The sequence below is a fragment of the Nocardiopsis coralliicola genome (genome assembly GCF_054779695.1).
This window is the reverse complement of the sequence record NZ_BAAGXT010000016.1, coordinates 81718-106599: the sequence shown is the minus strand read 5'-3', so window position 1 is coordinate 106599 and position 24882 is coordinate 81718. Positions and strand designations below refer to the sequence as shown.

The 24882-nt window shown below is 75.4% G+C and carries 23 protein-coding genes; 11 read left to right on the top strand and 12 right to left on the bottom strand.

Annotation, left to right across the window (positions count from 1 at the left end; translation table 11 throughout):
* Positions 1-92: 92 nt before the first annotated feature.
* From ACYVGT_RS14100 to ACYVGT_RS14090, 3 genes are all read right to left on the bottom strand, one after another.
* Complete coding sequence (locus ACYVGT_RS14100; protein ID WP_460858119.1) at positions 93-1565, bottom strand: catalase; 1473 nt, start codon at positions 1563-1565, stop codon at positions 93-95.
* Positions 1566-1817: 252 nt separating this feature from the next.
* A complete protein-coding gene (locus ACYVGT_RS14095; protein WP_460858117.1) occupies positions 1818-2354 on the bottom strand; it encodes an NUDIX hydrolase family protein in 537 nt (178 codons plus the stop codon).
* 557 nt (positions 2355-2911) lie between these two features.
* Positions 2912-3457 (bottom strand): lytic polysaccharide monooxygenase auxiliary activity family 9 protein, encoded by a 546-nt coding sequence (locus tag ACYVGT_RS14090; RefSeq protein ID WP_460858115.1) that lies wholly within the window; start codon positions 3455-3457, stop codon positions 2912-2914.
* A 522-nt stretch (positions 3458-3979) separates the two neighbouring features.
* On the opposite strand from ACYVGT_RS14090, the gene ligD reads away from it, so the two are divergent.
* Positions 3980-4885, top strand: a complete 906-nt coding sequence (ligD, locus tag ACYVGT_RS14085; protein WP_460858114.1) for a non-homologous end-joining DNA ligase — start codon at positions 3980-3982, stop codon at positions 4883-4885.
* Positions 4886-4912: 27 nt separating this feature from the next.
* Here the strand turns inward: ligD and ACYVGT_RS14080 are convergent, their stop codons facing one another.
* From ACYVGT_RS14080 to ACYVGT_RS14070, 3 genes are all read right to left on the bottom strand, one after another.
* On the bottom strand, positions 4913-5245 hold the full coding sequence (locus ACYVGT_RS14080; protein WP_460858112.1) for a winged helix-turn-helix domain-containing protein: 333 nt from the start codon (positions 5243-5245) through the stop codon (positions 4913-4915).
* On the bottom strand, positions 5242-5667 hold the full coding sequence (locus ACYVGT_RS14075; protein WP_460858110.1) for a hypothetical protein: 426 nt from the start codon (positions 5665-5667) through the stop codon (positions 5242-5244). The genes ACYVGT_RS14080 and ACYVGT_RS14075 overlap by 4 nt, the downstream gene beginning before the upstream one ends.
* Before the next feature lie 204 nt (positions 5668-5871).
* Positions 5872-6381, bottom strand: coding sequence for a hypothetical protein (locus ACYVGT_RS14070; RefSeq protein WP_460858108.1), 510 nt, complete (start codon positions 6379-6381; stop codon positions 5872-5874).
* Positions 6382-6664: 283 nt separating this feature from the next.
* Here ACYVGT_RS14070 and ACYVGT_RS14065 point away from each other — a divergent pair, with 283 nt between their 5' ends.
* Positions 6665-7936, top strand: a complete 1272-nt coding sequence (locus ACYVGT_RS14065) for a helix-turn-helix domain-containing protein (protein ID WP_460858106.1) — start codon at positions 6665-6667, stop codon at positions 7934-7936.
* A gap of 363 nt (positions 7937-8299) precedes the next feature.
* On the opposite strand, the gene ACYVGT_RS14060 is transcribed toward ACYVGT_RS14065, so the two are convergent.
* Positions 8300-9130: a nitrilase-related carbon-nitrogen hydrolase gene (locus tag ACYVGT_RS14060; RefSeq protein ID WP_460858104.1), complete on the bottom strand. Its 831-nt coding sequence runs from the start codon at positions 9128-9130 to the stop codon at positions 8300-8302.
* A gap of 475 nt (positions 9131-9605) precedes the next feature.
* Here ACYVGT_RS14060 and ACYVGT_RS14055 point away from each other — a divergent pair, with 475 nt between their 5' ends.
* The 5 genes from ACYVGT_RS14055 to ACYVGT_RS14035 all read left to right on the top strand — a co-directional run bounded on the left by ACYVGT_RS14055 (position 9606) and on the right by ACYVGT_RS14035 (position 15189).
* On the top strand, positions 9606-10838 hold the full coding sequence (locus tag ACYVGT_RS14055) for an aminotransferase-like domain-containing protein (protein ID WP_460858147.1): 1233 nt from the start codon (positions 9606-9608) through the stop codon (positions 10836-10838).
* A 253-nt stretch (positions 10839-11091) separates the two neighbouring features.
* Positions 11092-12042: a D-alanine--D-alanine ligase family protein gene (locus ACYVGT_RS14050; RefSeq protein WP_460858102.1), complete on the top strand. Its 951-nt coding sequence runs from the start codon at positions 11092-11094 to the stop codon at positions 12040-12042.
* Between the two features lie 209 nt (positions 12043-12251).
* Positions 12252-13166 carry a lysostaphin resistance A-like protein gene (locus ACYVGT_RS14045; RefSeq protein WP_460858100.1) on the top strand — a complete coding sequence of 305 codons (915 nt, stop codon included), beginning with the start codon at positions 12252-12254 and terminating at the stop codon, positions 13164-13166.
* Between the two features lie 101 nt (positions 13167-13267).
* Positions 13268-14503: a sensor histidine kinase gene (locus ACYVGT_RS14040; RefSeq protein WP_460858098.1), complete on the top strand. Its 1236-nt coding sequence runs from the start codon at positions 13268-13270 to the stop codon at positions 14501-14503.
* A complete protein-coding gene (locus tag ACYVGT_RS14035; RefSeq protein ID WP_460858097.1) occupies positions 14500-15189 on the top strand; it encodes a response regulator transcription factor in 690 nt (229 codons plus the stop codon). Before ACYVGT_RS14040 ends, ACYVGT_RS14035 begins: the two co-directional genes overlap by 4 nt.
* Before the next feature lie 108 nt (positions 15190-15297).
* Here ACYVGT_RS14035 and ACYVGT_RS14030 read toward each other — a convergent pair whose 3' ends face one another.
* Together ACYVGT_RS14030 and ACYVGT_RS14025 are read right to left on the bottom strand one after the other, a co-directional pair.
* A complete protein-coding gene (locus ACYVGT_RS14030) occupies positions 15298-16245 on the bottom strand; it encodes an FAD binding domain-containing protein (protein WP_460858095.1) in 948 nt (315 codons plus the stop codon).
* On the bottom strand, positions 16242-18830 hold the full coding sequence (locus ACYVGT_RS14025; RefSeq protein ID WP_460858094.1) for a molybdopterin-dependent oxidoreductase: 2589 nt from the start codon (positions 18828-18830) through the stop codon (positions 16242-16244). Before ACYVGT_RS14025 ends, ACYVGT_RS14030 begins: the two co-directional genes overlap by 4 nt.
* Before the next feature lie 92 nt (positions 18831-18922).
* Here ACYVGT_RS14025 and ACYVGT_RS14020 point away from each other — a divergent pair, with 92 nt between their 5' ends.
* A complete protein-coding gene (locus ACYVGT_RS14020; protein ID WP_460858092.1) occupies positions 18923-19573 on the top strand; it encodes a TetR/AcrR family transcriptional regulator in 651 nt (216 codons plus the stop codon).
* A 22-nt stretch (positions 19574-19595) separates the two neighbouring features.
* On the opposite strand, the gene ACYVGT_RS14015 is transcribed toward ACYVGT_RS14020, so the two are convergent.
* Together ACYVGT_RS14015 and ACYVGT_RS14010 are read right to left on the bottom strand one after the other, a co-directional pair.
* Entirely contained in the window at positions 19596-20165 is a 570-nt protein-coding gene (locus ACYVGT_RS14015; protein WP_460858090.1) for a hypothetical protein, read from the bottom strand.
* A 283-nt stretch (positions 20166-20448) separates the two neighbouring features.
* Positions 20449-21252 carry an SDR family oxidoreductase gene (locus ACYVGT_RS14010; protein WP_460858089.1) on the bottom strand — a complete coding sequence of 268 codons (804 nt, stop codon included), beginning with the start codon at positions 21250-21252 and terminating at the stop codon, positions 20449-20451.
* A gap of 139 nt (positions 21253-21391) precedes the next feature.
* Between ACYVGT_RS14010 and ACYVGT_RS14005 the strand changes: the two genes are divergently transcribed.
* The 3 genes from ACYVGT_RS14005 (at position 21392) to ACYVGT_RS13995 (ending at position 23884) form a co-directional block, all read left to right on the top strand.
* The gene (locus ACYVGT_RS14005) at positions 21392-22342 is read left to right on the top strand and encodes a helix-turn-helix transcriptional regulator (RefSeq protein ID WP_460858087.1); all 951 of its coding nucleotides are present in this window, start codon (positions 21392-21394) and stop codon (positions 22340-22342) included.
* Positions 22343-22391: 49 nt separating this feature from the next.
* Positions 22392-23069 carry a hypothetical protein gene (locus ACYVGT_RS14000; RefSeq protein WP_460858085.1) on the top strand — a complete coding sequence of 226 codons (678 nt, stop codon included), beginning with the start codon at positions 22392-22394 and terminating at the stop codon, positions 23067-23069.
* Between the two features lie 74 nt (positions 23070-23143).
* Positions 23144-23884 carry an SDR family oxidoreductase gene (locus ACYVGT_RS13995; RefSeq protein ID WP_460858083.1) on the top strand — a complete coding sequence of 247 codons (741 nt, stop codon included), beginning with the start codon at positions 23144-23146 and terminating at the stop codon, positions 23882-23884.
* Between the two features lie 162 nt (positions 23885-24046).
* Here ACYVGT_RS13995 and ACYVGT_RS13990 read toward each other — a convergent pair whose 3' ends face one another.
* Entirely contained in the window at positions 24047-24673 is a 627-nt protein-coding gene (locus ACYVGT_RS13990; protein ID WP_460858081.1) for a class I SAM-dependent DNA methyltransferase, read from the bottom strand.
* Between the last annotated feature and the right edge of the window lie 209 nt (positions 24674-24882).

The following is a 24882-nucleotide window of genomic DNA, read 5'->3' as shown; positions in this document are numbered from 1 at the left end:
TTCCGGCGTGTCGGACCCGACCGGCGGCACCCGGCGCACCGCCACACCGGCGCACCCGGACCCGCACCGGGGCCGGGGCGCCGGCGTGCGGGTCAGCGCAGGGCTGCCGCGATGCGGTCGCCGATTCCGGGGTCGATGGCGCGCCAGTAGGCCAGCGAGCGCTCGACCACGCCCTCGTCGGTCACCGTGGAGATGTGCTCCGAAGCGTTGCTGACGAGGCGGGCGCGGGCCGCGTCGTCCATGACGTCGCGGATCAGCGCGCGCGGCTGGACGAAGTCGTCGTCGTCGCGGTGCCGCGCGTACTCCTCGCGCACCAGGTCGGCCGCCTCGACCCGCCAGCCCACCGGATCGGTGCCCGCCTGCTCCCCGGCGTCGGGGCCGCCGAACGAGTTGGGGTGGTACACCGCGCCCGTCTCCGGGACGAAGTGGCGCATGTGGCCGTCCTTGGAGTAGGAGCGCACCGGCGCCTGCGGCCGGTTGGGCGGCAGCTCGTTGTAGTTGACGCCGATCCGGTAGCGGTGCGTGTCCGGATAGGAGAACAGCCGGCCCAGGAGCATCTTGTCCGGGGAGGGGCCGATGCCCGGCACCAGGTTCGACGGCTCGAACGCGGCCTGCTCCACGTGGATGAAGAAGTCGCTGGGGACCCGGTTCAGCGTCATCCGGCCGACCTCGATCAGCGGGTAGTCGCCGTGCGGCCACACCTTGGTCAGGTCGAACGGGTTGAACCGGTAGCCGGCGGCGTCCTCCTCCGGCATGATCTGCACCTTCAGCGTCCACGACGGGTACTCGCCGCGGTCGATCGCCGCGTACAGGTCGGACCGGTGGTAGTCGGCATCGGCGCCGGCGAGCCGGTCGGCCTCCGCCTGGGTGAGGAAGTCGTTGCCCTGGTCGGTGAGGAAGTGGTACTTCACCCACACGCGCCGCCCGGCCCCGTTCTCCCACTGGTAGGTGTGCGAGCTGAAGCCGTCCATGTTCCGGTAGGTCTTCGGCAGGCCGCGGTCGCCCATCAGCCAGGTGACCTGGTGCGCCGACTCCGGGGAGAGCGACCAGTAGTCCCACTGCATGGTGTGGTCGCGCAGCCCGGTCCGCGGGTCCCGCTTCTGCGACCGGATGAAGTCCTGGAACTTCATCGGATCGCGCATGAAGAAGACCGGCGTGTTGTTGCCGACCATGTCGTAGTTGCCGTCGCGGGTGTAGAACTTCAGCGCGAAGCCGCGCGGGTCCCGCCAGGTGTCCGGCGAGCCCTGCTCGCCGGCGACGGTCGAGAAGCGGGCGAGCATCGGGGTGGTGCGGCCCGGTTGGAACACGTCGGCCCGGGTGTAGCCGCTGACGTCGCCGGTCACGGTGAACTCGCCGTAGGCGCCCGCGCCCTTGGCGTGCACCACCCGCTCGGGCACCCGCTCCCGGTTGAACTGCGCCATCTTCTCGATGAGATAGGCGTCGTGCAGGACGATCGGCCCGTTGCGGCCGACGGACAGCGAGTTCTGGTCGCTGCCCACTGCGGCGCCGGCGGTGGTCGTGGTGGTCGGTTCGCCTCCGTCGGGCGATCCGTATCGCTCTGTCATCGAACGCTTCCCCCTCGGCATGGAGTCTGCGCGCACCTGGGGGCACCGGCCGCGCGGACGCGGACGGTGCTCGCTGCGCATCGGGAGGGGGTCTACCCGCGGGCCGGTCAAGCCAGGGTGACTGGCGCACCAACCTCTGCTCTGACTGCGCGTGCGGGCCCCGCGCGGCGCCCGATCCGGCGGTGCGGGGAGCCCGGAGACGGCGGCGCTGCTGCGCGGGCGCAGCAGCGCGGGGCCCGGCGGGACGCTCCGTCAGGTGAGGCGTCCGGCATAGGCCAGCGCCTGGCGCACCAGCACCCCCTGCCCGGCACTCATCTCCTGCTGGACGTCGGGTCCCGCCGCTTCCTCCGGGGTGAACCAGACGAGGTCGAGGGCGTCCTGGCGCGGCCGGCAGTCGCCGGTGACCGGCACCACGTAGGCGAGTGCGACGGCGTGCTGGCGCGGGTCGTGGTACGGCGTCACCCCGGGCGTGGGGAAGTACTCGGCGACGGTGAACGGCTGCGGCGACGCGGGGATGCTCGGCAGCGCCATCGGGCCCAGGTCCTTCTCCAGGTGGCGCAGCAGCGCGTCGCGGATGCGCTCGTGGTAGAGCACCCGCCCGGAGACGACGGCGCGGCTGAACGTCTGGTCCGGCAGCGCCTGCAGCAGCAGGCCGACGCTGGTCACCGCGCCCGCGTCGTCCACCCGCACGGGGACGGCGTTCACGTAGAGGATGGGCAGGCGCTCGCGCGCCCAGTCCAGCTCGCCCTCAGACAGCCACCCGGGCACGGTGTCGATCGACGTCTTCACATCGGCCTCTTCCGGTCGGTCGCACGACGCGCACTGCGCGCCCCGTGCAGCTCGGTCGCGTATTCCCCGCGGACGGGGCGGGAGAGTGGCCGGCCGGCTCGCGCGGCGCGCGGCGCCGGCGCTCTGCGCACCGGTCCCGCGGGCCCCACCGGGCACACCCCTGGACCGAGCGTACGCGTCCGCGCCGCCCCGACCGGATCAGAGGCAGACACCCTCGCGCGTCGCCGGCGCCGGACCTGCCGCGGGCGCAGCGCGCATCCGGAGCACGGCGGCGCCCCGCCCCGGGGGATCGGGGCGGGGCGCCGTACGGGACTTCCCGCTCAGGGGTGCAGTGGCAGGTTCAGCGCCGATGCGGCCGAGGGCGCGGAGCGCGGGGCCTGCTCGGCGCTCCGGCTGCCGAGCGGCCTGGCCCGGCGCGGTCCGGGGCGCCGGCACGGACGGCGTTCCGGATGGGGCAAGATGCGGTTTCCGGGCGGTACCGGATGCGTGCTGTGCCGCCGGATGCTGGTCTGGCGCGGCCCCCGGCGTGTGCGGTGGGGGCCGCGCCAGGGCGGTGCCTACCCGCCGACGTTGACGTCCACGCAGGCGTAGAAGGCGTTTGCGGTGTCCGCGATGTTCCAGACCGCGAGCACCTTGGTGTCGCCGCTCTGGCCGCTCAGGTCGACGTTGTGCTCGACGGTGCTGCCCGGCTGGGCGCCGCCGTCGTCGAACTCGGCCACCTTCTCGCCGTCCGCGTAGTACTCCCAGGTGCTGGTGGAGTGGCGGGCGGTGATGGTCCAGGTGAAGTCCGCCGAGCTGCCGACCGGGGTGACCGCCCAGCCCTTGGAGTCGTCGTCGAGCTCGGAGAACGCCTCGTTGCCGCCGCTGCAGCTGGTCAGGCCCTTGGGGCCTTCCACGCTCTGCGGCTCCCACTGGATGGGCCCGCACTCCACGGTGCCGGCGGCGCACTGGGCCTGCCGGCTCGGGGGCGCGGACACGTATCCGTGGGCGCTGGCCGCGGCCACCGGCATAAGTGCGAATACCAGCGGCGTTGCGGCGGCGACGGTGAGCGCCTTGCGCGTGGCGGAGGTCCGCCGTGCGGAAACGGGGGGACGGGAAGACATAAGCAATCGGCCCTTCTCGTTCATTTCCGCGCGCGGCGCCGCAGGGTGCGGCGTGCGCCGGTGCGGACAGCGCGCGGGAGCGGGGTGGGCGGGGTGCCGCAGTGCTCCGGCGGTGCGTGGCCGCGCGGAGCGCGAGGTGCCCCGGACGGAGCGGATGCCCGGTGGCCTGGGAGGTTCGGCCTCTCAGGGCGGGGGCCCGGGTGAGACGTCAGGGCGGGCGCCGGGGGGCCGGCGGTCGGGGGTGAAAGGGCGGGCCCGGTATTCGCATTTGCTCCGACTGACACGAAGGTATTGGTGCGTGTACAGACGGTCAAGGGGACTAGAAGGTTTCTTTTCGGTTTTTCTGAAAGTGCTGCAGTGTGCAACGCCGCCATTCTTCCGCGCTGATCTGCGTATTGATCTGCCGCCGGCGCCCGCGGGAGGGCTGCACCGCCGCGGGGGTGCCGCCCGCTGTAGCGCCGGGCGTCCGGAGACGCAGCGGGCGGCCGGGTGGAAGGGCGGACGAGCGGGTACACACCGGGCATGGAACCGCACCGGCGGGCGGCCCTGGGCGGCACCGTGGTCGACCTGCACCACCCGGACAAGGTCCTGTTCGGCGCGAGCGGGGTGACCAAGCGCGAGCTCGCCGAGCACTACCGCACAACGGCCCAGGCCCAGCTGCGGCACCTGCGCGACCGCCCCGTCGCCGTGCAGCGCTGGCCGCACGGCATCGGTTCGGACGGGTTCTTCGTGAAGAACCGCCAGCCGGGCACCCCCGACTGGGTCGCCTCCGCCGAGGTCCCCCGCGAGCACGGCGGCACCGCCGACGTGCTGGTCTGCCAGGACGCCTCCACGCTGGCCTGGCTCGCCGATATGGACGCCTTCCCGCTGCACATCTGGCTCAGCCGGGTCGACCGGCCGCGCACGCCCGACCGCATCGTCTTCGATCTCGACCCGCCCGGCAGCGGCGACTTCGCCGCCGTGCGCGCGGCCGCCTACGACGTCCGCGACGAGCTCGACCGGCTCGGCCTCATCGGCTACCCGATGACGACCGGATCGCGCGGCCTGCACGTTGTCTGCCCGATCCGGCGCGAGATCGACACGGGCGACGCCCGGAACTTCGCCCGCGCCGTCGCCGAGCGCGTGGCCGCACGGCGCCCCGACGAGCTCACCACCGCCCTGCGCAAGAACGCCCGGCACGGACGGCTGTTCATCGACTACCTGCGCAACGGCTACGCCCAGCTCGCTGTGGCGCCCTACGCCGTGCGCGCCCTGCCGGATGCGCCGGTGGCCACCCCGATCGCCTGGGGCGAGCTGGACGGCCTCGGTACGGCTCGGGCGTGGACGGTCCGGACCTTCGGCGACCGCGCCGCCGCCGACCCCTGGTACGACTTCGCGCGCCGCGCCCGCTCGGTCCCGGCCGCACTGGAGCGCCTGGGCGTCCGCTGACCCCGGGCGCCGCGGCGCCCGGGGCGGTCAGTCCGCACCGGAGGCCCCGGCGGGAGGGATGGCGGCGCCCTCGGCGATGGAGCGCAGGGCGCCGACATGGCGGGTGAACGCCTCCCGCCCCGCCTCGGTGAGCTTCAGGTAGGTGCGCGGCCGCCGCCCCACCGCCCCCTTGCGGACCCGCACGTAGCCCGCTTCCTCCAGCGTGGAGACGTGTTTGGACAGCGCCGAGTCGGAGAGCTCGACGGAGTCGCGCACGAACCGGAACTCGACCTCGTCGGCTGCCGCGAGGGCGGCGGCGACCGAGAACCGGGCCGGCGCGTGGATCACCGGGTCGAGCTGGGCGCGCGGGTGCCGGGTCACAGGGCCCTCCGGGCCCGCGCCGCACTCAGTGCGCCCGCCGCGGCGAACGGGATTGCGGTGGCCAGTGCTGCCGGCCCCCACCAGGCGGCGTTCTGCGGAAACGCGGTGAACCCCGTGACGATAGCGGTGGCGTACAGCGCCCCCCACACCGCCATGCAGCCTCCGTGCAGGCGGGCGAAGCCGTGCGGGGTGACCGGGCGCCGGATCCCGTAGACGGTCAGGGCGCCCATTGCGGCGAGCAGCACCGCGGTCGCGGCGCCCGGCCCCCAGGGGGCGGTGGCCATGCCGATGGCGAATGTGCAGGCCGCCGAGACGGCGGCGTTCATACCGCAGTAGGTCACGTACCAGCTGCCGCTGCGGGCGGTATGCCGGTTCGCGTCCTCCGCCGAGGCGAGCGCTTCGGCGGCTTCGTTCCGGTCCATGGGCGTCTCCCTGACTGCCGGGGGTAAGTGTGTATCCAGGATGGCAATTACTTTCCGGGTTGGCAAGTGTATGTAGGAACGGAAACTTGCACGAGGGCGAAGCCGAACCGCCGCGCCGCCGCCGGCTCGGAAAGCGGGCCGGACACGCGAACGCCGCCCCGCGCAGCTGCGCGGGGCGGCGAACGGCCGGGGGACCGGCTGGGGCTATGCGCCCGGGGACCCGGGGCCCTCCTGGGCGCCCTGCCCCGACTCCTCGGCCTTCTCCTTCTCCCGCTTCTCCTTCGCCTCGGCCTCCGTACTCGCCTCGGCCGGGGAGGGCTTGCAGGAGAAGCAGTTCATGACGTAGACCTCCTCGCCGGCGACGCGCCCGATGAAGCGGCCGGCGAGGCCGTCATCGCCGGCGTCGCGCCCGGCCAGCTGGGAGTAGTCCATCTGCGCGGTGAACTCCGCCTGCTCCTCGTCGCGGGTGACGCCGGCGCAGTCCACCTGGACGGCCTTCTCGTTGTCGCGGTCGGCCGTGCACTCCAGCCGGCCGGCGATCGGGTGGCCCTTGCGCTCGAACGCCTGCTCCGCCTTGGGGCGCAGCAGCGAGGACGACAGCTCGCCGACGGTGGCCCGCGCCGTGTCGAGCGTCCGGTCCTCTCCGCACCCGGTCAAGGCCAGCACCGCAGCGGCGATGAGCGCGGTTGCGGCCGCCGGGCATCGTGCGCGCATCGGGAACCTCCGTTCGGGACCGGTTCATACAGCCTGATCTCCCCGCAACTATCACCCAATGCATCCGGATTTTCGCGCTCCGCCACAGTGTGCACGTCGCAAGATCGCCCCATGCTCCGGTCAAAGGCGGGTCCGCTTCGCCTGGAAGGCCGCAGCCAGCGGCGATACCGGACACCCGGGCAGGAAGCCGCCCACGGCTGCGCTGCCCGGGTTGCCAGCGCGGTCACGGATGGTGATGATGTGGGCTTCGACCACCGTCCGCCGATCACGGGAAGGAGGGCCGGTGAGCGCCCAGCCGCTCGACATCGCCCTGCCGGCCGGAGCCGACCCGCGGCGCCACGCGCGCCTGCTCCAGCAGGTCTACGATGCCGCGCTGAGCGGAGCGCGGCCGCCGATCAGCCCACGGCCGGTGATCGCCGACTCCTGGGACCGGATGCGGCAGTCCGGGCCCGACCCCGACGACCGCCGCCCCTCGCCCGACTTCCGCTACGAGCAGGTGCGGATGCGCCGCCAGGCCTCCCCGCTGACCGAGGTACTGCCGCTGATCCGCGGCGCGCTGCTCGGCGCCGCCGACAACGCCGGCCACGTGATGCTCGTGGCCGACCCGCACGGCGCGATCCTGTGGCGCGACGGCAGCGGCGACATGCGCCGGCTCGCCGACTCGGCCGGCCTCGTCGAAGGCTCCGTGTGGGACGAGCGGCGGATCGGCACCAACGCCATCGGCACCGCCCTCGTCGTCGGCCGCCCGGTCCAGGTCTACTCCGCCGAGCACTACATACGCAGCCTGCACCGGCTCACCTGCGCCTGCGCGCCGGTGCGCGACCCGCGCGACGGGCGCATGCTCGGCGCCATCGACGTCACCGGACCCGCCGAGACGGCGCACGCCTCCACCCTCGCGCTGGTCAACGCGGTCAGCCAGCTGGCAGAGGCGCACCTGCGCGAACGCCACCAGGCCAACCTCGAGCAGCTGCGGGCCGTCGCCGCACCGCTGCTCGCCGGGATGCGCGAGCGCGCCCTGGTCGTCGACGAGCACGGCTGGACTGCGGCGGCAGTGCGCTCCGAGCCGGTGCGCCGGGTCGCCCTGCCGCGCCGGATCGAGGCCGGCGGCGTGTGGATCCCCGAACTGGGAGAGTGCGCCCTGGAGCCGCTGCCGGGCGGCTGGCTGCTGCGGCCCGGCAGCGCCGGCCCCTCACCGGCCGCCGAGCTCCGCCTGGAACTGGGGGGCGTTCCCGAACTGACGCTGAGCGGGCACAGCGGCACCTGGACGCACCGGCTGTCGGTGCGCCACGCGGAGCTGCTCTTCGCCCTGGTGCGCAGCCCCGCCGGGCGCACCGCGGCGCAGCTCTCGCGCGACCTGTTCGGGTCCGAGGCGCACCCGGTCACCGTCCGCGCGGAGATCTCCCGGCTGCGCCGCAAGCTCGGACCGGTCCTGGAGAGCCGGCCCTACCGGTTCAGCGACCGGGTGGCGGTGGCCGCGACCGGTGTGGGACCCGCCATGCTGGCCGGCTCCCAGGCCCCGGTCGTGCGCGCGGCGCGGGGCGAAGAAGTCCGCTGACCAGCGCGGAGCCTGGTGCTGCGGGCCCGACCGGGCACCGCGGCCGCAGCCGGCCGCAGTTGCAACCCCGTGCAACCGTTGCGCGCTGCGGCCCGGGGGAGTGGACTGGGCCGCCCGGCGCCGGTCGCGCCGGACGAGCCATCGAGTCCGCTCGTGCCCGCAGCCTGTCGGAGGGCTGCGGGAGTGTGCACACGGGGGGACGTTCCTCGGCGGCGGTCCGCGGTCGGGGGAGCCGCTGGACCGCCGCCACTCACGCGTGCTGCTCCGCCCCGGAGCCGAGTTCCTCCGCTGCTGGCAGCGCTGCCTCCCCCCGCAGGCCGCCGGTCCGCCGCTGCCAGCGCCGTGCCTGCGCGGCTGCCGGAGTCAGGCAGTCTCGGCGGCGTGCAGCCGGCTGATCTCGCGCGCGAGAAGGTCGAACCGCGGGTCCTGGAGCAGCGGAACCGACCGGCGGCGCTGCCGCGCACGGGCCACGTCGATGTCGGCCGCCACCACCGCCGGCTCCCACAGCGGCGCCTCGGCCACCACGGCGCCCGCCGGGTCGGCGATGTGCGAGCCGCCCCAGAACGCCGTGCCCTCCTCGGTGCCGACCCGGTTCACGAACACCACCCAGCACTGCTGCATGCGCGCGATGTGGCGCACGAGGTCGCGCCAGTAGGCGATGTTGTCGACGGTCCCGGCGTCGCGGACGGCTGCGCTGTTCGCCGTCACCAGCAGTACCTCGGCGCCGTCCTGGGCCGCCAGCCACGGCACCATCGGCTGCCAGGCGTCGTTGCAGATGACCGACGCCATCCGGCCGTGCGGCGCGGTGAATGCGGCGAGCCGCTGGCCGGGGTAGAAGTGCTTGCGCTCCTCCCACAGCAGGTAGTTGGGGAGGTAGAGCTTGCGCTGGACGTGCACGGCCGCGCCGCCGGAGAGGTAGGCCGCGGTGTTGTGGTGGCGCAGGCCCGCGCGCTCATAGAAGCCGACCAGCACGTCCGGTCCGTCCGCAGAGAGGGCGGCGATCCGCGGGTCCGCCGCCTCCACCGAGGTGTCCTCGGCGACGCTGCCCAGCGCGTAGCCGTGCAGGCTCAGTTCGGGGAAGACCACGAGGTCGGCGCCGTCGGCGGCGGCCTCGGCGATTCGCCGCCGCGCCTCGCCGAGGTTCGCTTCGACGTCTCCGAGACGCGCGTCGGTCTGCGCAATGGCGATCCGCACCTGCACCACCCCCTGGTATCCGTAGCCCGGCGCCCGCCGGGAAGGCGTGTCCGCGCTGCCGCCCGAGCGGCGGCGGGCCGGTCCGCCCGCTCCGGGCGCGGCCCGCGGAGCGCTCCGGGAAGGCCCGCGGCGGTCCATGCTCCCACGCGGAACACCCTGGTCAGACCTTGATTTTCCGGGTTTTTCCGGGCGGGTGGAGTGATGCCGCGCACGCACTGCGCCGCAGGGGGTTGCGGCGCCGGCACAGCCGGCTCCCGGAGGGGCCGCGCCCGCCCCGGCGCGGAGCCGCAGGGCTGCTACGGGGCGCCGCGGCCATAGACTGGCGCGATACGACGGGGTGCGGCCGCGGTCGTGCCGCGCCCCTTCCCACGAGCGGAGGTGCACCGTGACCGCGGAGCCCCAGAACGACGCGGACGGCCCCCAGGGGTCGCGCATCGACCCCTATGTCGGCTCCTACGCCGCACGGGCCCAGGGCATGGTGGCATCCGAGGTCCGCGCCCTGTTCGCCGTCGCTTCGCGGCCCGAGGTGGTCTCCCTCGCCGGCGGTATGCCCAACGTCTCCGCGCTTCCGCTGGAGGCGATGGGCGACATCGTCCGCCGCGTCACCGTGGAGCAGGGCGCCACCGCCCTGCAGTACGGCTCCGCGCAGGGCGACCCGGTGCTGCGCGAGCGCATCTGCGAGGTGATGGCGCTGGAGGGCATCGACGCCTCCGCCGCGGACGTCATCGTCACCGTCGGCTCCCAGCAGGCCCTCGACCTGGTGACCCGGGTCTTCATCGACCCCGGCGACGTGGTCCTGACCGAGGCGCCCACCTACGTCACCGCCATCAACACCTTCGCCGCCTTCCAGGCCGACATCCAGCACGTCGCCCTCGACGACGACGGCATCATCCCCGAGGCCCTGGAGGAGCGGCTCGCGGTGCTCGCCGCCGCCGGGCGCACCGCGAAGTTCCTCTACACGGTGCCCAATTTCCACAACCCGGCCGGCGTCACGCTGCCCGCCGAGCGCCGCGCCCGCGTCCTGGAGATCTGCGACCGCTACGGGCTGCTCGTCCTGGAGGACAACCCCTACGGCCTGCTCCGCTACGACGGCGAGGCCGAGCGGGCGCTGCGCGCGGACTCGCCGGACAACGTGATCTACCTCGGCTCGTTCTCCAAGACGCTGTCGCCGGGCTTCCGCATCGGCTGGGCGCTCGCACCGCCCGCGGTGCGCGCCAAGCTGGTGCTGGCCGCCGAGTCGGCCATGCTCTCGCACTCGTCGTTCAACCAGATGGTGGTCGGCCGCTACCTGGCCGAGCACCCGTGGCGGGAGCAGATCAAGGAGTTCAACGAGATGTACCGCGAGCGGCGCGACGCCATGCTCGCGAGCCTGGACGCGCTGATGCCCGAGGGCACCTCCTGGACCCGGCCGGACGGCGGGTTCTTCGTGTGGCTCACACTGCCCGAAGGGCTCGACGCCAAGGCGATGCTGCCGCGCGCTGTCAGCGAGCGGGTGGCCTACGTGCCGGGCACCGGCTTCTTCGCCTCCGCGGAGGGCCACCGCAACATGCGGCTGTCGTTCTGCTACCCCGCGCCGGGCCAGATCCGGGAGGGCGTGCGGCGGCTGGTCAGCGTCATCGAGAACGAGGCGGCGCTGCGGGACGCGTTCGGATCCCCGCCGGCCCGGCCGGGATCCGGCGCCGACGCGCCGCGGCCCGACCTGCCGTGACCGCATGCAGCGCCGCCGGGCCGGCCCGGCGGCGCTGCATGCGGCCGCCCGGCGCGAACGCACGGCCCACCGCCGCCGGAACCGGGATCGGGCAGCGGCGCGGCAGCCGCGCCCGCACGGGACGCTCCGGGTGCCCGATACCGCTGGGATTGTGCACCGCCGGGGGAGACCGGTACGCAGTCCACCCCTGACCCCCGCACCCCCCCCCTGCCGAACCACCCGCCCTCCGCCCACTGAGAAACGGAGCCCTGCCGTGGCCGACGTCCACCGCGTCCTCGTCCTGGCCGGGGGCCTCTCCCCCGAACACGAGGTCAGTGTCCGCTCCGGGCTGCGCGTCGCCGAGTCCCTGCGCCGCCTCGACATCGAAGTGCAGACCGCCGACGTCGACGCCGGCCTGCTCGACCTGCTCACCGACGACCCGCCCGACGCGGTCTTCCCGGTCCTGCACGGCGCCCCCGGCGAGGACGGCGTCGTCCGCGAGGTCCTCGAGCTCTGCGGCGTGCCCTACGTGGGCGCCCGCCCGGCCGGCTGCCGGCTCGCATTCGCCAAGCCGGCCGCCAAGGAGGCCGTCGCCCGCGAAGGGGTGGCGGTGCCGCGCGGTGTGGCGCTGCCCAAGGCCGTCTTCCGCGACCTGGGGGCCCGAGCTCTGGTCGACCAGATCGCCGGGGCGCTGGGGCTCCCGCTGTTCGTGAAGCCGGAGCGGGGCGGCTCCGCGTTCGGCGCCGCCGCGGCCGGTACCGCCGAGGAGCTGTCCGCCGCGCTCGTCGCCTGCTTCGCCTACGGGGACACCGCGCTGATCGAGCAGTGCGTCGGCGGCACCGAGATCGCGGTCTCCGTGCTCGACACCGGCGCGGGCCCGGAGGCACTGCCGCCGGTGGAGATCGTGCCCGACGGCGGCGTCTACGACTACGCGGCCCGCTACACCGCCGGCCGCACCGAGTTCTTCGCGCCCGCCCGCCTCAGCGCGGACGCGGCCCGCGCGGCGATGGACACCGCGCTCGCCGCCCACCGGGCGCTGGGCCTGCGCGACCTCTCCCGGACCGACATGATCGTCGAGCCCTCCGGCAGGGTGGTCTTCCTTGAGGCCAACGTCGCCCCCGGAATGACCGAGACGTCGCTGTTCCCCATGGCGGCCGACGCCGCCGGCCGCGATTTCGGCGCCGTCTGCCGCGACCTCGCCCACCGGGCCCGCCTGCGCGGCTGAACCTCGGCCCCCTGCTGACCGGCACGCTCCGCCCGGCCCGCGCCCGGGCCGGGCGGAGCGCATGCGAGGCGCGTGTGGCTCGCACGGGGGACACGCCCGGGCGCCCGGCTGCCCACTCCGGGGGGAAGCCCCGCCCCCTGCCGCCTCCCTAGCGTGGCTGCGAAGCCACCACGCGGCGCAGCGCGCCCGAGCAGCAGGAGAAGCGACCCATGGGCCATCCGCACGAGCAGCAGCAGACGACCGGTCGGCAGGCCGCCCAGAGCGCCCCGCACAGCGGCGCCCCGGCAGGGCGGACGCGGTCCGCCTGGACCCGGCTCGCGATCATGTTCCCGGTCTTCGTGGCGGTCATGGTCGTCAGCGCGCCGATCACCAACGCCGCGGCCGGCGGCCCGGTGACCGCGCTGGTGGTGGGCGTGGGCACCGCGGCCGCCGCCCTCGGGTGCTATGCGGCCGCCGTCCGGTGGCTGGAGCGCCGCCGCGCGACCGAGCTGGCCCTGTCCGAGGCAGCCTCCGGTCTGGGCCGGGGCGCGCTCCTGGGCCTCGCCCTGTTCACCGGCACGGTCCTGCTCATCGCGGCGCTCGGCGGGTACCGGGTGACCGGGTGGGGGTCCCTGGACGGGGCGCTGATCACGCTCGGACTGATGTCCTGCGTGGCGGTCGTCGAGGAACTGGCCTTCCGCGGCGTCCTGTTCCGACTGCTGGAGGAGAAACTCGGCACCTGGGGCTCGATCGGGGTCTCCGGCCTGGTCTTCGGCATGGTGCACGTGGTCAACCCGGAGATCACGGTCTGGGGCGCCGCGGCCATCACGCTCGAAGCGGGGTTTATGCTGGCCGCCGCCTACGCGGCCACGCGCAGCCTGTGGCTGCCCATCGGCCTGCACCTCGCCTGGAACGTCTCCCAGGCCGGCATCTACGGCGTCGGGGCCGGGGGCGTCGACACCGGGACGGGAACCCTGATCGAGGGCGCGATGACCGGCACCGGTGTGCTGTCCGGGGGCGCCTCCGGGCCGGAGGCGAGCCCGGTGGCCATCCTGCTGTGCAGCGCTCTCACGGTCGCCTTCCTCGTCCTGGCCAGGCGCCGGGGCCGCCTCTACCGGCGCGGCGGCGTTCCCCTGCCGCGCTGAGCCGCGGGGCGCCCGCCGTCCGGGCGCGGGTGCGCGGCGGCGGGCCGGGACCCCCCATCCGGCCCGGCTTCTGCGGCCCGCCGGTGGGCTAGAGTCAGCTCGTGCTCGGACTGGGAACAAGAGCGCTCCCGAGCGGGACGAGGCAGCTCGTCGGCGCGTGGCGGGGGACCAGCGCCACCGTGCGCGACGGCGCCCTCGCGCTTGCACTCGCTGCCGCGGCGTTCGCCCCCGGCCTGGTGGACAACGGCGTGATGGTGGGCGAGCTTCCGCAGCGCCCCCTGGACGCCGCAGGCTTCGCCCTGGTGATGGGGCAGTGCCTGCCCCTGGTGGCGCGCCGCACGCACCCCGCCGCCTGCCTCGCCGCCGCGGCCCTGTGCTTCGCGGCGGTCCAGGTGCTCGCCTACCCGCCGACGTTCGCCAGCGTCGGCATCGTCGTGGCCCTCTACAGCGCAGGCGCCCACCAGGACCGCCACCGGATCCCCTCGGCGCTGGCTCTGGCGGCCGGCTACCTGGTCCTCGCCTTCGCGCTGGCCGCGCGCGGATCGTCCGAGCGCCTCGCCGACTACGTCGCCTTCTCCCTCGTCATGTCCGCCTTCGCGGGGGCCGGGGCGCTGATCCGGGCATGGCGCGCCGGCGAGGCGGAGCGCCGCCGCCGCGGCGCCGAGCTGGCGGCGGCCCGCGAGCGCAACCGGATCGCCCGGGAGCTGCACGACGTGGTCAGCCACCACGTCACCGCCATCGTCGTGCAGGCCGACGCCGCCCGGTACCTGCCCGCCTCCCGCCACGGCGAACTGGTGTCGGACCTCTCCGGGATCAGCGACACCGGCCGGCAGGCGATGGCGGACCTGCGCCGCCTTCTCGGCGTGCTCGAAGGGCCGGAGGCCCCCGGCGCTCCGGACGCTTTCGGCGGACCCTCCGCCGCCGCGCAGGGCCCGGCCGCCGACTCGTCCGCAGACGGGGTGCACGAGCTGGTCGAGCGGGTGCGCCGGGCGGGCCAGCCGGTCGAACTGGCCGTCCGGGGCGAACGGCCCGCCCTGGAACCCGGAGTCGGCCTTGCGGTCCACCGCGTGGTGCAGGAGGCCCTGACCAACGCGGTCAAGCACGCCCGCGGCCGCGCCACGGCCGTCCTGATCGACTACGGGGGAGACCGGATCGATATCCAGGTGACGACCGAGGGCGCCGGCCCGTCGCCGGCCCGGGACCTGCCCTCCGGAGGGCGCGGTCTGACCGGGCTCGGCGAGCGCGTCCGCGCGCTCGGCGGCGAGTTCACCGCGGGCACTCTGCCCCGGGGCGGCTTCGTGGTGCGGGCCCGCCTGCCGCTGGGGGGTGCCCGATGACGGATCCGCCTGCGCCGGTCCGGGTCCTGGTCTGCGACGACCAGGCCGTGGTGCGCACCGGATTCGCCGCCGTCTTCGCCGCGCAGCCCGGACTGCAGGTGGTCGGTGAGGCCGGCGACGGCCGGGCGGCGGTGGAGGCGGCCGCGCGGCTGCACCCCGACGTGGTGGTCATGGACGTGCGGATGCCGGTGCTCGACGGGATCGAGGCCACCCGCCGGCTGGCGGGGCCGGAGTCGGCCGGATCCGCCCGCGTCCTCGTGGTGACCACGTTCAACCTGGACGACTACGTCTACCGCGCGCTGCGGGCCGGGGCGAGCGGGTTCCTGCTCAAGGACTCCACGCCCGAGGAACTGGTGGCCGGCGTGCGCACGGTCGCCCGCGGCGAGGCGCTGGTCGCTCCGGCCGTCACGCACCGGCTCATCGGGCGCTTCGCGGAGCGGCTGCTGCCCGGGGACGTGCACCCGGATGCGGCGGCGGCGCTGGACGCCCTCTCGCCCCGCGAGGTGGAGGTCCTGGGCCTGCTCGCCGAGGGGATGTCCAACGCGGAGATCGCGGAGGCGATGGTGCTGCGGACCGAAACGGTCAAGACGTATGTGTCGCGCATCTTCACCAAGCTCGATCTGCGCGACCGGGTGCACGCGGTCATCATGGCCTACCGGACCGGGCTGGTGCGCCCGACAGTCTGACCCCGCGCAGGATCCGCGCGCTCCGCCCGACTGCGGGGAGCGGTGCGCGGCGGCCGGAACCGCTGTGCCCGCCCGCGCCCGGGCGGGCGCGGGAGGGCACAGCAGCGGTCAGAGCAGGACCTGCTCCAGGACGTCGCGGACCGCGGTCTGCAGGAGGGGCGACTTGTAGCGGGTGCCGGGGAGCGGGCGGGCCGTGTCCACGGCGTCGGCCGCGCGGGCGGCGGCCTCGGCCGCGGACGCCCCCGCGGCCAGGGCGTCTTCGACGGCGTGCAGCCGCAGCGGGGTGCGGGCAACGGCGCCGGCGGCGACGCGGACCTTCGGCCCGCCCTCGCCGGGCAGAGCACGGGCCACCGCCTCCACCAGCGGCCACTCCGCCCGGGAGCGTCCGGTGGCCCGCTTGTAGGCGGCGCGCTCACCGTCGACGGGCTCCGGCAGCAGCACCGCCGACAGGATCTCGCCGCGGCCCAGCGCGTGGTCGTGCGCGGAGCCGGCGTCGTAGAGCTCGGCGACCGGGCGGGTGCTGCTGCCGCCGGAGCCGACCACCTCGGCCTCGGCGCCGTACAGCAGCAGCGCCATCGCCAGCGTCGACGGGTGCACGGCGACGCAGTCCCCGTCGGCGAGGGTGCCGTGCCGGTGGTCGCCGGTGCGCGCCGGGCAGCCGCTGCCGCCGTCCTGGCGGCAGCTGAACGCCGGGTTGCGGAAGTACCAGCACCGGTTGCGCTGCAGCAGATTGCCGCCGAGCGTGGCCACCGCCCGCACCTGCGGGGTGGCCAGTGCGCCGGCCGCGGCGGCCAGCGCCGGATAGGCGGCCGCCAGGTCGGGCTCGGACAGCCGGGCCACCGGGACCGCGGCGCCCAGCCGCGCACCGCCGCCGGCCCACTCCACCCCGCCCAGCTCGGGCAGGCCCAGCAGGTCGGTGAAGGGCCCGGCGGCCAGGCCGGCGTTTCCGCGCGCGGTGGTGTCGGTGCCGCCGGCGCGCGGCTCGGTCGTCCCGGCCGCCAGCACGGCGGCTGCTTCGGCAGCGGTGCGCACCGGGGATGCGGATTCAGACGTCATTGCTGCAGTCCCTCCAGCAGGCGGGCGGGGGTGAGGGGGAGGTCGAGGGGGCGGAAACCGGTGGCGTCGCGCACCGCGTTGCCGATGGCGGCCGCCACCCCGATCGCGGTGACCTCGCCGATGCCGACACCGCCTCCGGGCACGTGCTCCCAGCCCTCCTCGTGGAAGTGCACCTCGGTCTCCGGAACGTCGCCAATGCCGGGGATCCGGTAGTCCTCCAGGGAGTCGGTGAGCACCGTGCCGGTCGCCGGGTCGGTCAGCCGCTGCTCGAACAGGGCGTAGCCGACCCCCTGCACCACGCCGCCGTGCACCTGGTTGCGGGCCGGCGCCGGTGCGTGCATCCGGCCGGCCGCGACCCCGGCCCAGCAGCGGAGCGGGTGCACCGTGCCCAGGAGCGTGTCGACTTCGACCTCCATCACGTGCACCGCCCCGGCCAGCCCGCGGCCGAGCGCCAGCCCGGCGACGCCGCCCGGCGTCAGGTAGCCGCGCCGGTCGCGCTCGCGCACCCCCTCGGCGCGCAGGCCCTCCGCGCGCTTCAGGTCGACGTCGGACGGCGGCGAGGACGCGCCGGCGCCGCGCAGCAGCGCGCCGAGCTTGCGTGCCGCATCGCGGGCGGCCGGTGCGACCGAGGCCGTGGTGCGGCTGCCGATCGACGGCGGGCCGTGCACCGGGCCGCTGGCGCCGGTGTCGACCTCGATCCGGCCGGCGTCCAGCCCCAGTTCAGCGCGGACCGCCTCGGCGATGACCGTGCGCGCGCCGGTGCCGATGTCCTGGGTGGCGGTGCGGGCGACGACGCGGCCGTCCTCGACCGCGAGTGTGACGCGGGTGTCCGGGTCGAGCTGGTAGGGCCAGTTCGATGCAGCGAGGCCCACGCCGCGCCGGAACCGGCCGGTGCGCGCCCCGCGCGGACGGTCCCGCCACAGCGGCGCCGCCGCGACTGCCGAGTACAGCGCCGCGCGCTTGGGGTTGCCGTCCCACCGGCGGCGCAGGTTGAGCGGGTCTTCGCCGAGCCGCAGTGCGATCTCGTCGACGCCCTGCTCCAGCGCCCACGCCAGGGGCGGCCCGCCGGGTGCCCGGAAGGCCGCGCCGGGCGGCCGGTGGGTCACCACGTCGTGGTCGCGCACCCGGCGCGGGGCACGGCCGTAGATCAGCATCGCGTGTGCGGCGACCGCGGACCCGGTGGCGACGCCGCCGTCGCCCCAGGTGTCGACCGACAGCGCCGAAAGGCCGCCGTCCGGCGCGGCCAGCAGCGCCAGCCGGGTGCGGGTGCCCGGCCGGCTCGCCACGGCGATCTCCTCGGAGCGGTCGTAGACCAGCCGGACCGGCGCCCCGGCCAGCCGGGACAACTCGACCGCGGCGACGGTCTCGGTCTGCAGGCCCGCCTTGGCGCCGAATCCGCCGCCGACGTAGCGGGCCGCGACGTGCACCCGCTCCAGCGGCAGGTCCCAGCGGCGCGCCGCCTTCTCGGCGACCTCCTGCACGGTCTGGGTGGAGACGTCGATGTAGAGGTCTCCGCCCTCCCAGCGCGCGAGGCAGGCGTGCGGCTCGAGCGCGGTGTGCGCCTGCACGCCGGTGGTGAACTCCGCCGCGTACAGCAGTTCGTCGCCTGCCGCGTGCGCGCCGGCCAGCCGCCGGATCGCGGTGCCGCGCCGCCACCCCAGCGTCGTCGGGCCGCGCACGTTGCCGTTCCAGCCGCCGGGCAGCGCGAGCCCCTCGGCGCTGGACGGGGCGGCCTTGCGCTCCTCGTCCGTTGCGTAGACCTGCGGAGCCCCGGGCTCGGCGGCGGTGCGCGGGTCCAGCGCGGCGGGCCGCTCCTCGTAGTCGACGCTTACCGCGCCGGCCGCGGCGCGCGCGGTCGCCCGGTCGGGCGCCGCGATCGCGACGACGGGCTGGCCGACATAGCGGACGGTGCGGTCGCGCGGCAGCAGGTCCACCTGGACGGCGCCGCCGGCGTCGACCCGGCGCACCCGGGCGTGCGCGACCGGTGAGCGCACGACGACCGCCTCCCAGCAGTCCGGCGGCGCGAGGTCGGTGGTGTAGCGGGCGGCGCCGGTGATCTTCTCCCAGGCGTCGGCGCGGGGCGCCGGCGCGTCGCCCTCGGCGTCGTGGGCGCCGGTGCAGGCGGCCGCGACGGCGGCGTAGATCCCCTCGTAGGCGCCGCACCGGCAGAGGTGGCCGGCGAGCGCGTCGGCGATCGCCTCCCGGTCCGGTGCGGTGTCGCCGTGTTCGCTGCGCCACCGGTCGGTGAAGGCGGCGGCCTCGACCACGAAGCCCGGGGTGCAGTATCCGCACTGCAGCGCGTCGTGGGCGGCGAAGGCGCGCTGTACCGGATGGTCGCCGCCGAGCCCTTCCACGGTGGTGACCGCGCGGCCGGCGACCGCCTCGGCGGGCAGCAGGCAGGAAGCCGCCGGAGTGCCCTCGACCAGCACCGTGCAGGCGCCGCAGACGCCCTGGTTGCAGGCGGTCTTGGTGCCGGTGAGGCCGGCGCCGCGGACCAGGTCGGCGGCGGTGGCACCGGGGCCGAGTGCGGACGGGTCGGGTCCGGTTGCGCCGTTGAGCGCGGGGGGCGGGTGCGTGGTGCCCAAAACTGGCTCCTCATCGCAGGTTGACGGCGTCAACGAGCCGCCAACGTACGCTGGTGTGTTGACGCTGTCAACCGGCCTGCTACGGTCGTCGCATGTCCGCAGAGCACGCACCCGGCAGCGCCGCCGCGCGGCCGCTGCGGGAGCGGCTGGTCGGCGCCGCCTGGGACCTCGTCGGCGAGGGCGGGCCGGGTGCGGTGACGCTGCGCGAGGTCGGCCGCCGCACCGGTGTCTCGCGCACCGCGCCCTACCGCCACTTCAGCGGGAAGGACGACCTCCTGCGCGCGGTGGCCGTGCGCGGCTTCGCGGGACTGCGCGCCGACATCGTTGCGGCGCGGGGCCAGGGCGGCGGTGCGCACGCGGCGGTCCGCGCGCTGTGCCGCGCCTACATCGCCTTCGCGCAGCGCAATCCAGCGCAGTACCGGCTCATGTTCGGCGACTGGGTACTGGCGCAGAAGCACTCCGAGGATCCGCGCACCTCCGAGCTGCACGCCGCGGCAGAGCAGCTGTTCGCCGCCGCGGCCGGCGCCGTCGCCGACGGCCAGGCCGCCGGCGCCCTGCGCTCCGGAGACCCGGACGACCTCACCCTGCTCACCTGGTCCACCCTGCACGGCCTGGTCGTCTTCACCCTCTCCAAGCACCTCCAGCACGCCCCCGGCGCCCCTGCGGGAGCCCCCGGCGCCGGCGCCGATCCGGTGCTTCTCGACCGCATCGTCGGTGAGATCGTGCAGAGCCTGAGCGCCTGAACCGCGCCGGAGACCGCGCCGCTCAGCCGGGATGGCCCCGCGAGTCGCCGGGGCGGCGCTCGAAGGGGTAGACGGGGCCGGTCTCGGACTCCTCCCCGGGGGAGACCGGGCCGCCTTCCAGCGCCTCGGCCGCCTTGCGGTGCTCATCCGCTGCGTGCCGGTGTTCGCGGGCCGCCTCAGCCAGCGGCTCCGCAGCCGCGTCGGAACCGGGTGCTGAGGGCGCACCGGCGGGCTCCGGCGGGGGCGGGCCGGGTGCTGCCGGGGCCGCGGTCGCGTCCACGGCGCCGCGCGCCTCTGACTCCAGCCCCGCGTCCAGTCCCGACGACGGGCCGTGCCGCTCGCCCTCGATGACGGCGGCCGCCTCCTCGCCCAGGTCCGCGGTGAGGGGATCGTCGTCGGCGACCGGCTCCTCCACCGTCTGCGGACTCGACGACCCCGGTGCCGCGATGGGGGAGCCGCCGCCGCGCGGGTCGGCGCTCCCGCCCCGGAAGAACCGGCGCGGCCCCTTCGTCGCCTGCACCAGGTAGGCGATGGCGAAGACCGCCGCCACCGCCAGGACAATCGCCGCGAGCCAAATCCCTGCGGTCGACATCGTGCGAACTCCTCCTTACGGTCACCCGCACCATGCCCGTTCCGCGGCGGAGTGCACGGCCGATCCGGACCGGGCTGCATTGCCGCTGGATACGGGCCTGCGCGTCAGGCCCGGGCGCGTGTCGAGTCCGGAGAAGACTCCCTGCGCCGCGTCGGAACCAGGCCCCGGCCCTCGCCGAGCCCAGCAGGATCCGCCCGGCCCCTCGCTGATTGCGCGGCTGTCAGGCGACGGCGCCGTCCGCGTGGAAGGCGCCAGGTACGTCGATGCCCGCGGACCAGGGGATTCACCATGGAAGCAGCGTCGGCTCGCCCATGGGGCCCGACGCCGTTTCGTGGCCCCAGAAGACGCCGGTCGGCCCGTCCGCGGGAAGCGTCGCCAGGGCAACACTCACCTCCGCGCCCTGCTCGGCCGTGCGGTACCCGCTGTGCCCGTTCAGGTCGGTCGCGCAGTAGCCCGGGTTGGCGGCGTTCACCTTGATGGTCGTGCCTTCCAGCTCGGCCGCGAAGGCGGCGGTCGCCATGTTCAGGGCCGCCTTGGAGCAGGGGTAGGCCAGCGACGGCGGCAGGGCTGCCAGCGGCGACTGCCGGTCCCCGCGCAGCGCGATCGATCCGACCTCGCTGGAGACGTTGACGATCCGGCCCGCGTCGGAGCGCCGAAGCAGCGGCAGCATGGCTGCGGTCACCGCGACGGTGCCGACGACGTTGGTCTCGAAGACGTCGCGCAGCGCCTGCGCCGCGGTGGCGCTCGGCGGTCCCGACCCCTCCGCCGCCGCAATCCCCGCGTTGTTCACCAGCACGTCCAGCCGCCCGAACTCGCTTCCGATCTCCTCCGCGGCGGCTGCGGCGGATTGCTCGTCGGTGAGGTCGATCGGCACCGCAGTCGCCGTCCCCGGGAGCGACCGCGCTGCAGCGCGGCCTCGGTCGCGGCCGCGGGCGCCCACCACGACGTGCATCCCCAGTTCTGCCAAGGCACGCGCCGTCGCCAGTCCGATTCCGCGGTTTCCCCCGGTCACTAGAGCGATCCTGCCCGCCGGATCCGGCCGCTCGCCGTGCGGTGCGCCGACCGTGCCGTTCTGTTCGAAGTCCATGCCCCCACCCTCACGGCGGCCGCCGGCCCGGAGAAGGCAGCGCCGAAACGGGTATCGGCTGTACCACCCGCGCGGCGGCGCGGAGCGCCATAATCGCGGAGAGGCGCCCGCCGGGGGCGCCGGAGGGCGGGAGGCAGCAGTGGTCGACCGGTCGGGGATCGCGGAGTTCCTGCGCGGGCGCCGCGCGCGCCTGGCGCCTGCAGACGTCGGCCTGCCCGGCTACGGCCCCCGCCGCACCCCCGGACTGCGGCGCCAGGAGGTGGCGGAGCTCGCCGGGGTTTCGATCGACCACTACGTCCGCCTGGAGCAGGCGCGCGGGGCCAACCCCTCGCGCCAGGTGCTCGGTGCGCTGGCGCGCGCCCTGCTGCTCACTGCCGACGAGCGCGACCACCTGCTCCGCTTGGGCGGCCACCACCCTGCTGGCGGGGGCCGGCTGCCCTGCAGCCCGCCCACCGCAGTCGAACGGATCCTGGAGGCCCTCGCGGGCGTTCCGGCCTACATCGTCGATGCGCGGGGGGACATCGTCGGCGGGAACCGGCTCTCCCGCCACTTCACCGGCGACCTGTCCGCCCCCGGAGCCGAACGCAACCTGCTGCGCTGGACCTTCGGCCGCAGCGACACCGCGCCGGCCTGGGAGGACCCCGGCGTCCGCGGCTTCGCCGAAGCCATGGTCGCCGACCTGCGCGCGGCCCAGGGGCTCCACCCCGGGGAGCCGGGAATCGCCGCCCTGGTCGCTGAATTGTCCGCATCGTCTGCGCGCTTCGCGGAGCTCTGGTCATCGCACGTCGTCCGCGAACGCCGCCCCCTCACCAAGCGCATCGACCACCCTTCCGCAGGGCCGATGGAGTTCGACTGCCAGATCCTCGCGGTGCCCGGCACGGGGCAGCGGGTGATCGCCTACGTGGCCGAGCCAGGATCGCCGACGGCGCAGGCGTTCGCGCGCCTCGCGGAGCTGGAGCCCCCCGCTGCACTGCACGCCTGCGGCGCGGGAGCCCGCGCCGCAGGCGTGTCCGCGGCGGAAGCAGCGGGGGCGGCGGCTTCCGGCGAGAACGGGGCGGCCCGGTCGAATGGGCAGGAAGTGCCGGGCTGATCTGCGGAATCCGCCAACGCAGGTGCGGTGCGCTGCCAGAGTGACGGGCATGGCGCGTGAAGAGACCCTGACGACCGTGAACCGCCTTCCCGACCACGGCCACGGCCCCCTCGGCCAGGTCGCCCACGGAGTGCTCGCCGCGGCCGGCGATGCACCGGCGGACCGGCTACCGCGCCTCTACACCGGCTACAACACGCTGCCCGGAGCCCCCTACCCGCTGGCCGGGTTCCTGCCCTACTGCGCCGGGGCCGGCCCCGGCGCAGAGGCGGGCGGCGACCCGGGACTGCTGCTCGCGGGCGCCGCCGCGGCGGTCCGCGGGCGGCCGCTGCCCGATCCGGGCGCCTACAGCGCCGACTACCGGAGGCTGCACCGGCTGCTGCGGATCGACGCCCAGCTGGTGGCCTGTGCCGCCCGCGTGCCGCCTGCGCTGCGGGCGGCACACGGGTGCTCCGGTGCGGCCGAGCCGGCACTGCCCGCGCCAGCGGTGCCGGGGCCGCCGGGTCCGGTGCCGCGGCAGCCCGGCGGCCCGGGCGTCGCCGTCTGGGCCGTCGACCGGCAGGGCAGCGGCCTGGCCCTGTGGATCCCGCCGCTGGTGGAAGCGGCCACGGGTCGGCCGGTTCCGCTCGTCGCCAGCAGGGCGCTGCGCGCCGGGGAACCGCTCTCCGGCGCGCTGGCCGACCTTCTCGAAGCCCAGGCCGCCTGGGCCGGTGCGGCCTTCGCCGGATGACGCCGCGTGCCGCGGGGCGCGGCCGGCCGGGAGCGGACAGGAGTGGCCGGGCCGAGCGGGGGAACAGACCGGGCATGGCGACGCTTGTGACCGGTGCGACCGGCGACCTCGGTACCCCCACCGCTGCGGCGCTGCGCGCGGCAGGCCACGACGTGCGGGCGATGAGCCGGCGCACCGGGCCCGGGCTGGTAACGGCAGACCTGCTCACCGGCGAGGGCCTCGCCGCCGCCGTGGCGGGCGCCGAGACCGTCGTGCACTGCGCCACCGCCCAGTCGGCCACCGACGTGGACGCCGCGCGCAACCTGTTCACCGCGGCGCGCGAGGCGGGAGTCGGCCACGTGGTGCTGATCAGCATCGTCGGTATCGACGCGATCCCGCTGCCGTTCTACCGCCAGCGCCTGGAGATCGAAGAGCTGCTGCGCGCCTCCGGACTGGCGCACACCATCCAGCGCGCCACCCAGTTCCACTCGCTGATCGACCGGCTCTTCGCCACCCAGCGCCGACTGCCGGTCCTGCTGGTCCCGCGCGTCAGCGCGCAGCCGATCGGCGTCGGCGACGTCGCGGCGCGCCTCACCGCCCTTGCCGGTGCGGCCCCCGCCGGACGCGCCCCCGACATCGGCGGGCCGGAGCGGATGCCCGGGGCGCGGATGGCCGGGCTCTGGCAGGAGGCCGCCGGAGTCCACCGGCCGCCGTGGTTCGTCTCGCTGCCCGGCCGCACCTTCGCGGCACTCAAGCGCGGCGAGAACCTGGTGCCGGGGCCGCCGTACGGCACCGACACCTTCGCCGGCTACCTGCAGCGCACCTATCGCGGCTGAGCCGGCGGGGCCCAGCTGCCGGAGCCGGCGGCGGGCGCGGCGGCGACCGGGGGCTGCCGAGGCCGGACACCGCTGCGTCCGGAGTCCGGACGCCGGGGGAGCCGGCCGGGGGCGGACGTCCGCCCGGACAGCGCCCCCGCCGGGGAGCGGGGGCGCGCAGGGTCAGGCCGAGCGCAGCACGACGACGTTGACCAGCGTGGGGTCGCCGGAGGTGTAGAGCTCCTCGGCGGAGACGCTCTCCAGGCGGGCGGTACCGGCCTGCTCCAGGGCCTCGGCCTTCGCCCGGTACCCGTCCCGCTCCCAGATGCGCTCCAGGATGGTGATGACGACCGGCGCCCCGGGCGCCGCGACCCGGACCAGCTCGTCCATCGCCGCCGGGCCGACGTGGCCCTCGGTCAGGGTGCCGCAGCACACGACCGCGCCGTAGGCGCCGTCGGCGATGTCCAGCCGGGCAGTGAGGTCGGCCTTGGCCAGCGACCGGTAGACGCCCTTGGCCTCCGCCTGCTCCAGCATCGCTGCGGACAGATCGTTGCCGTCGATCGCGGTGAAGCCCTCCTGGGCCAGCTTCGCGCCGACGAGTCCCGTCCCGCAGCCCGCGTCGAGGACGGCGGCGCCGCGCTCGGGCAGCAGGCCGGCCAGCGCGCGCACCGCGTGCTCGGGCGCGCGGTAGCCGGTGGTGCGGCCGAATTCGTCGTCGTAGTCCTTCGCCCAGTCGTCGTAGAGCTTCTCTGCCTCGCCGGGGCTCTTCAGCGCGTAGACGCGGTTGAGCATCGCGTGCTGTTCGGTCACCTTTCGGCCTTTCTGCTCGTTCGCGGAGCGCATGCCGCGCCGCGTCCGGTTCTCCGGCACTCTGATGGATCCGAAGAAAAGGATACAAAACTACGAACTTCACGATTCGGGCGGGTGGCGGCGCCCTGCTGGATAATCCGGGAATTGCGGCGAATCCGCAGTTCGGCGTCGGGGAATTCGCAATGCGCACCGTGTTGCGCACGGGATTG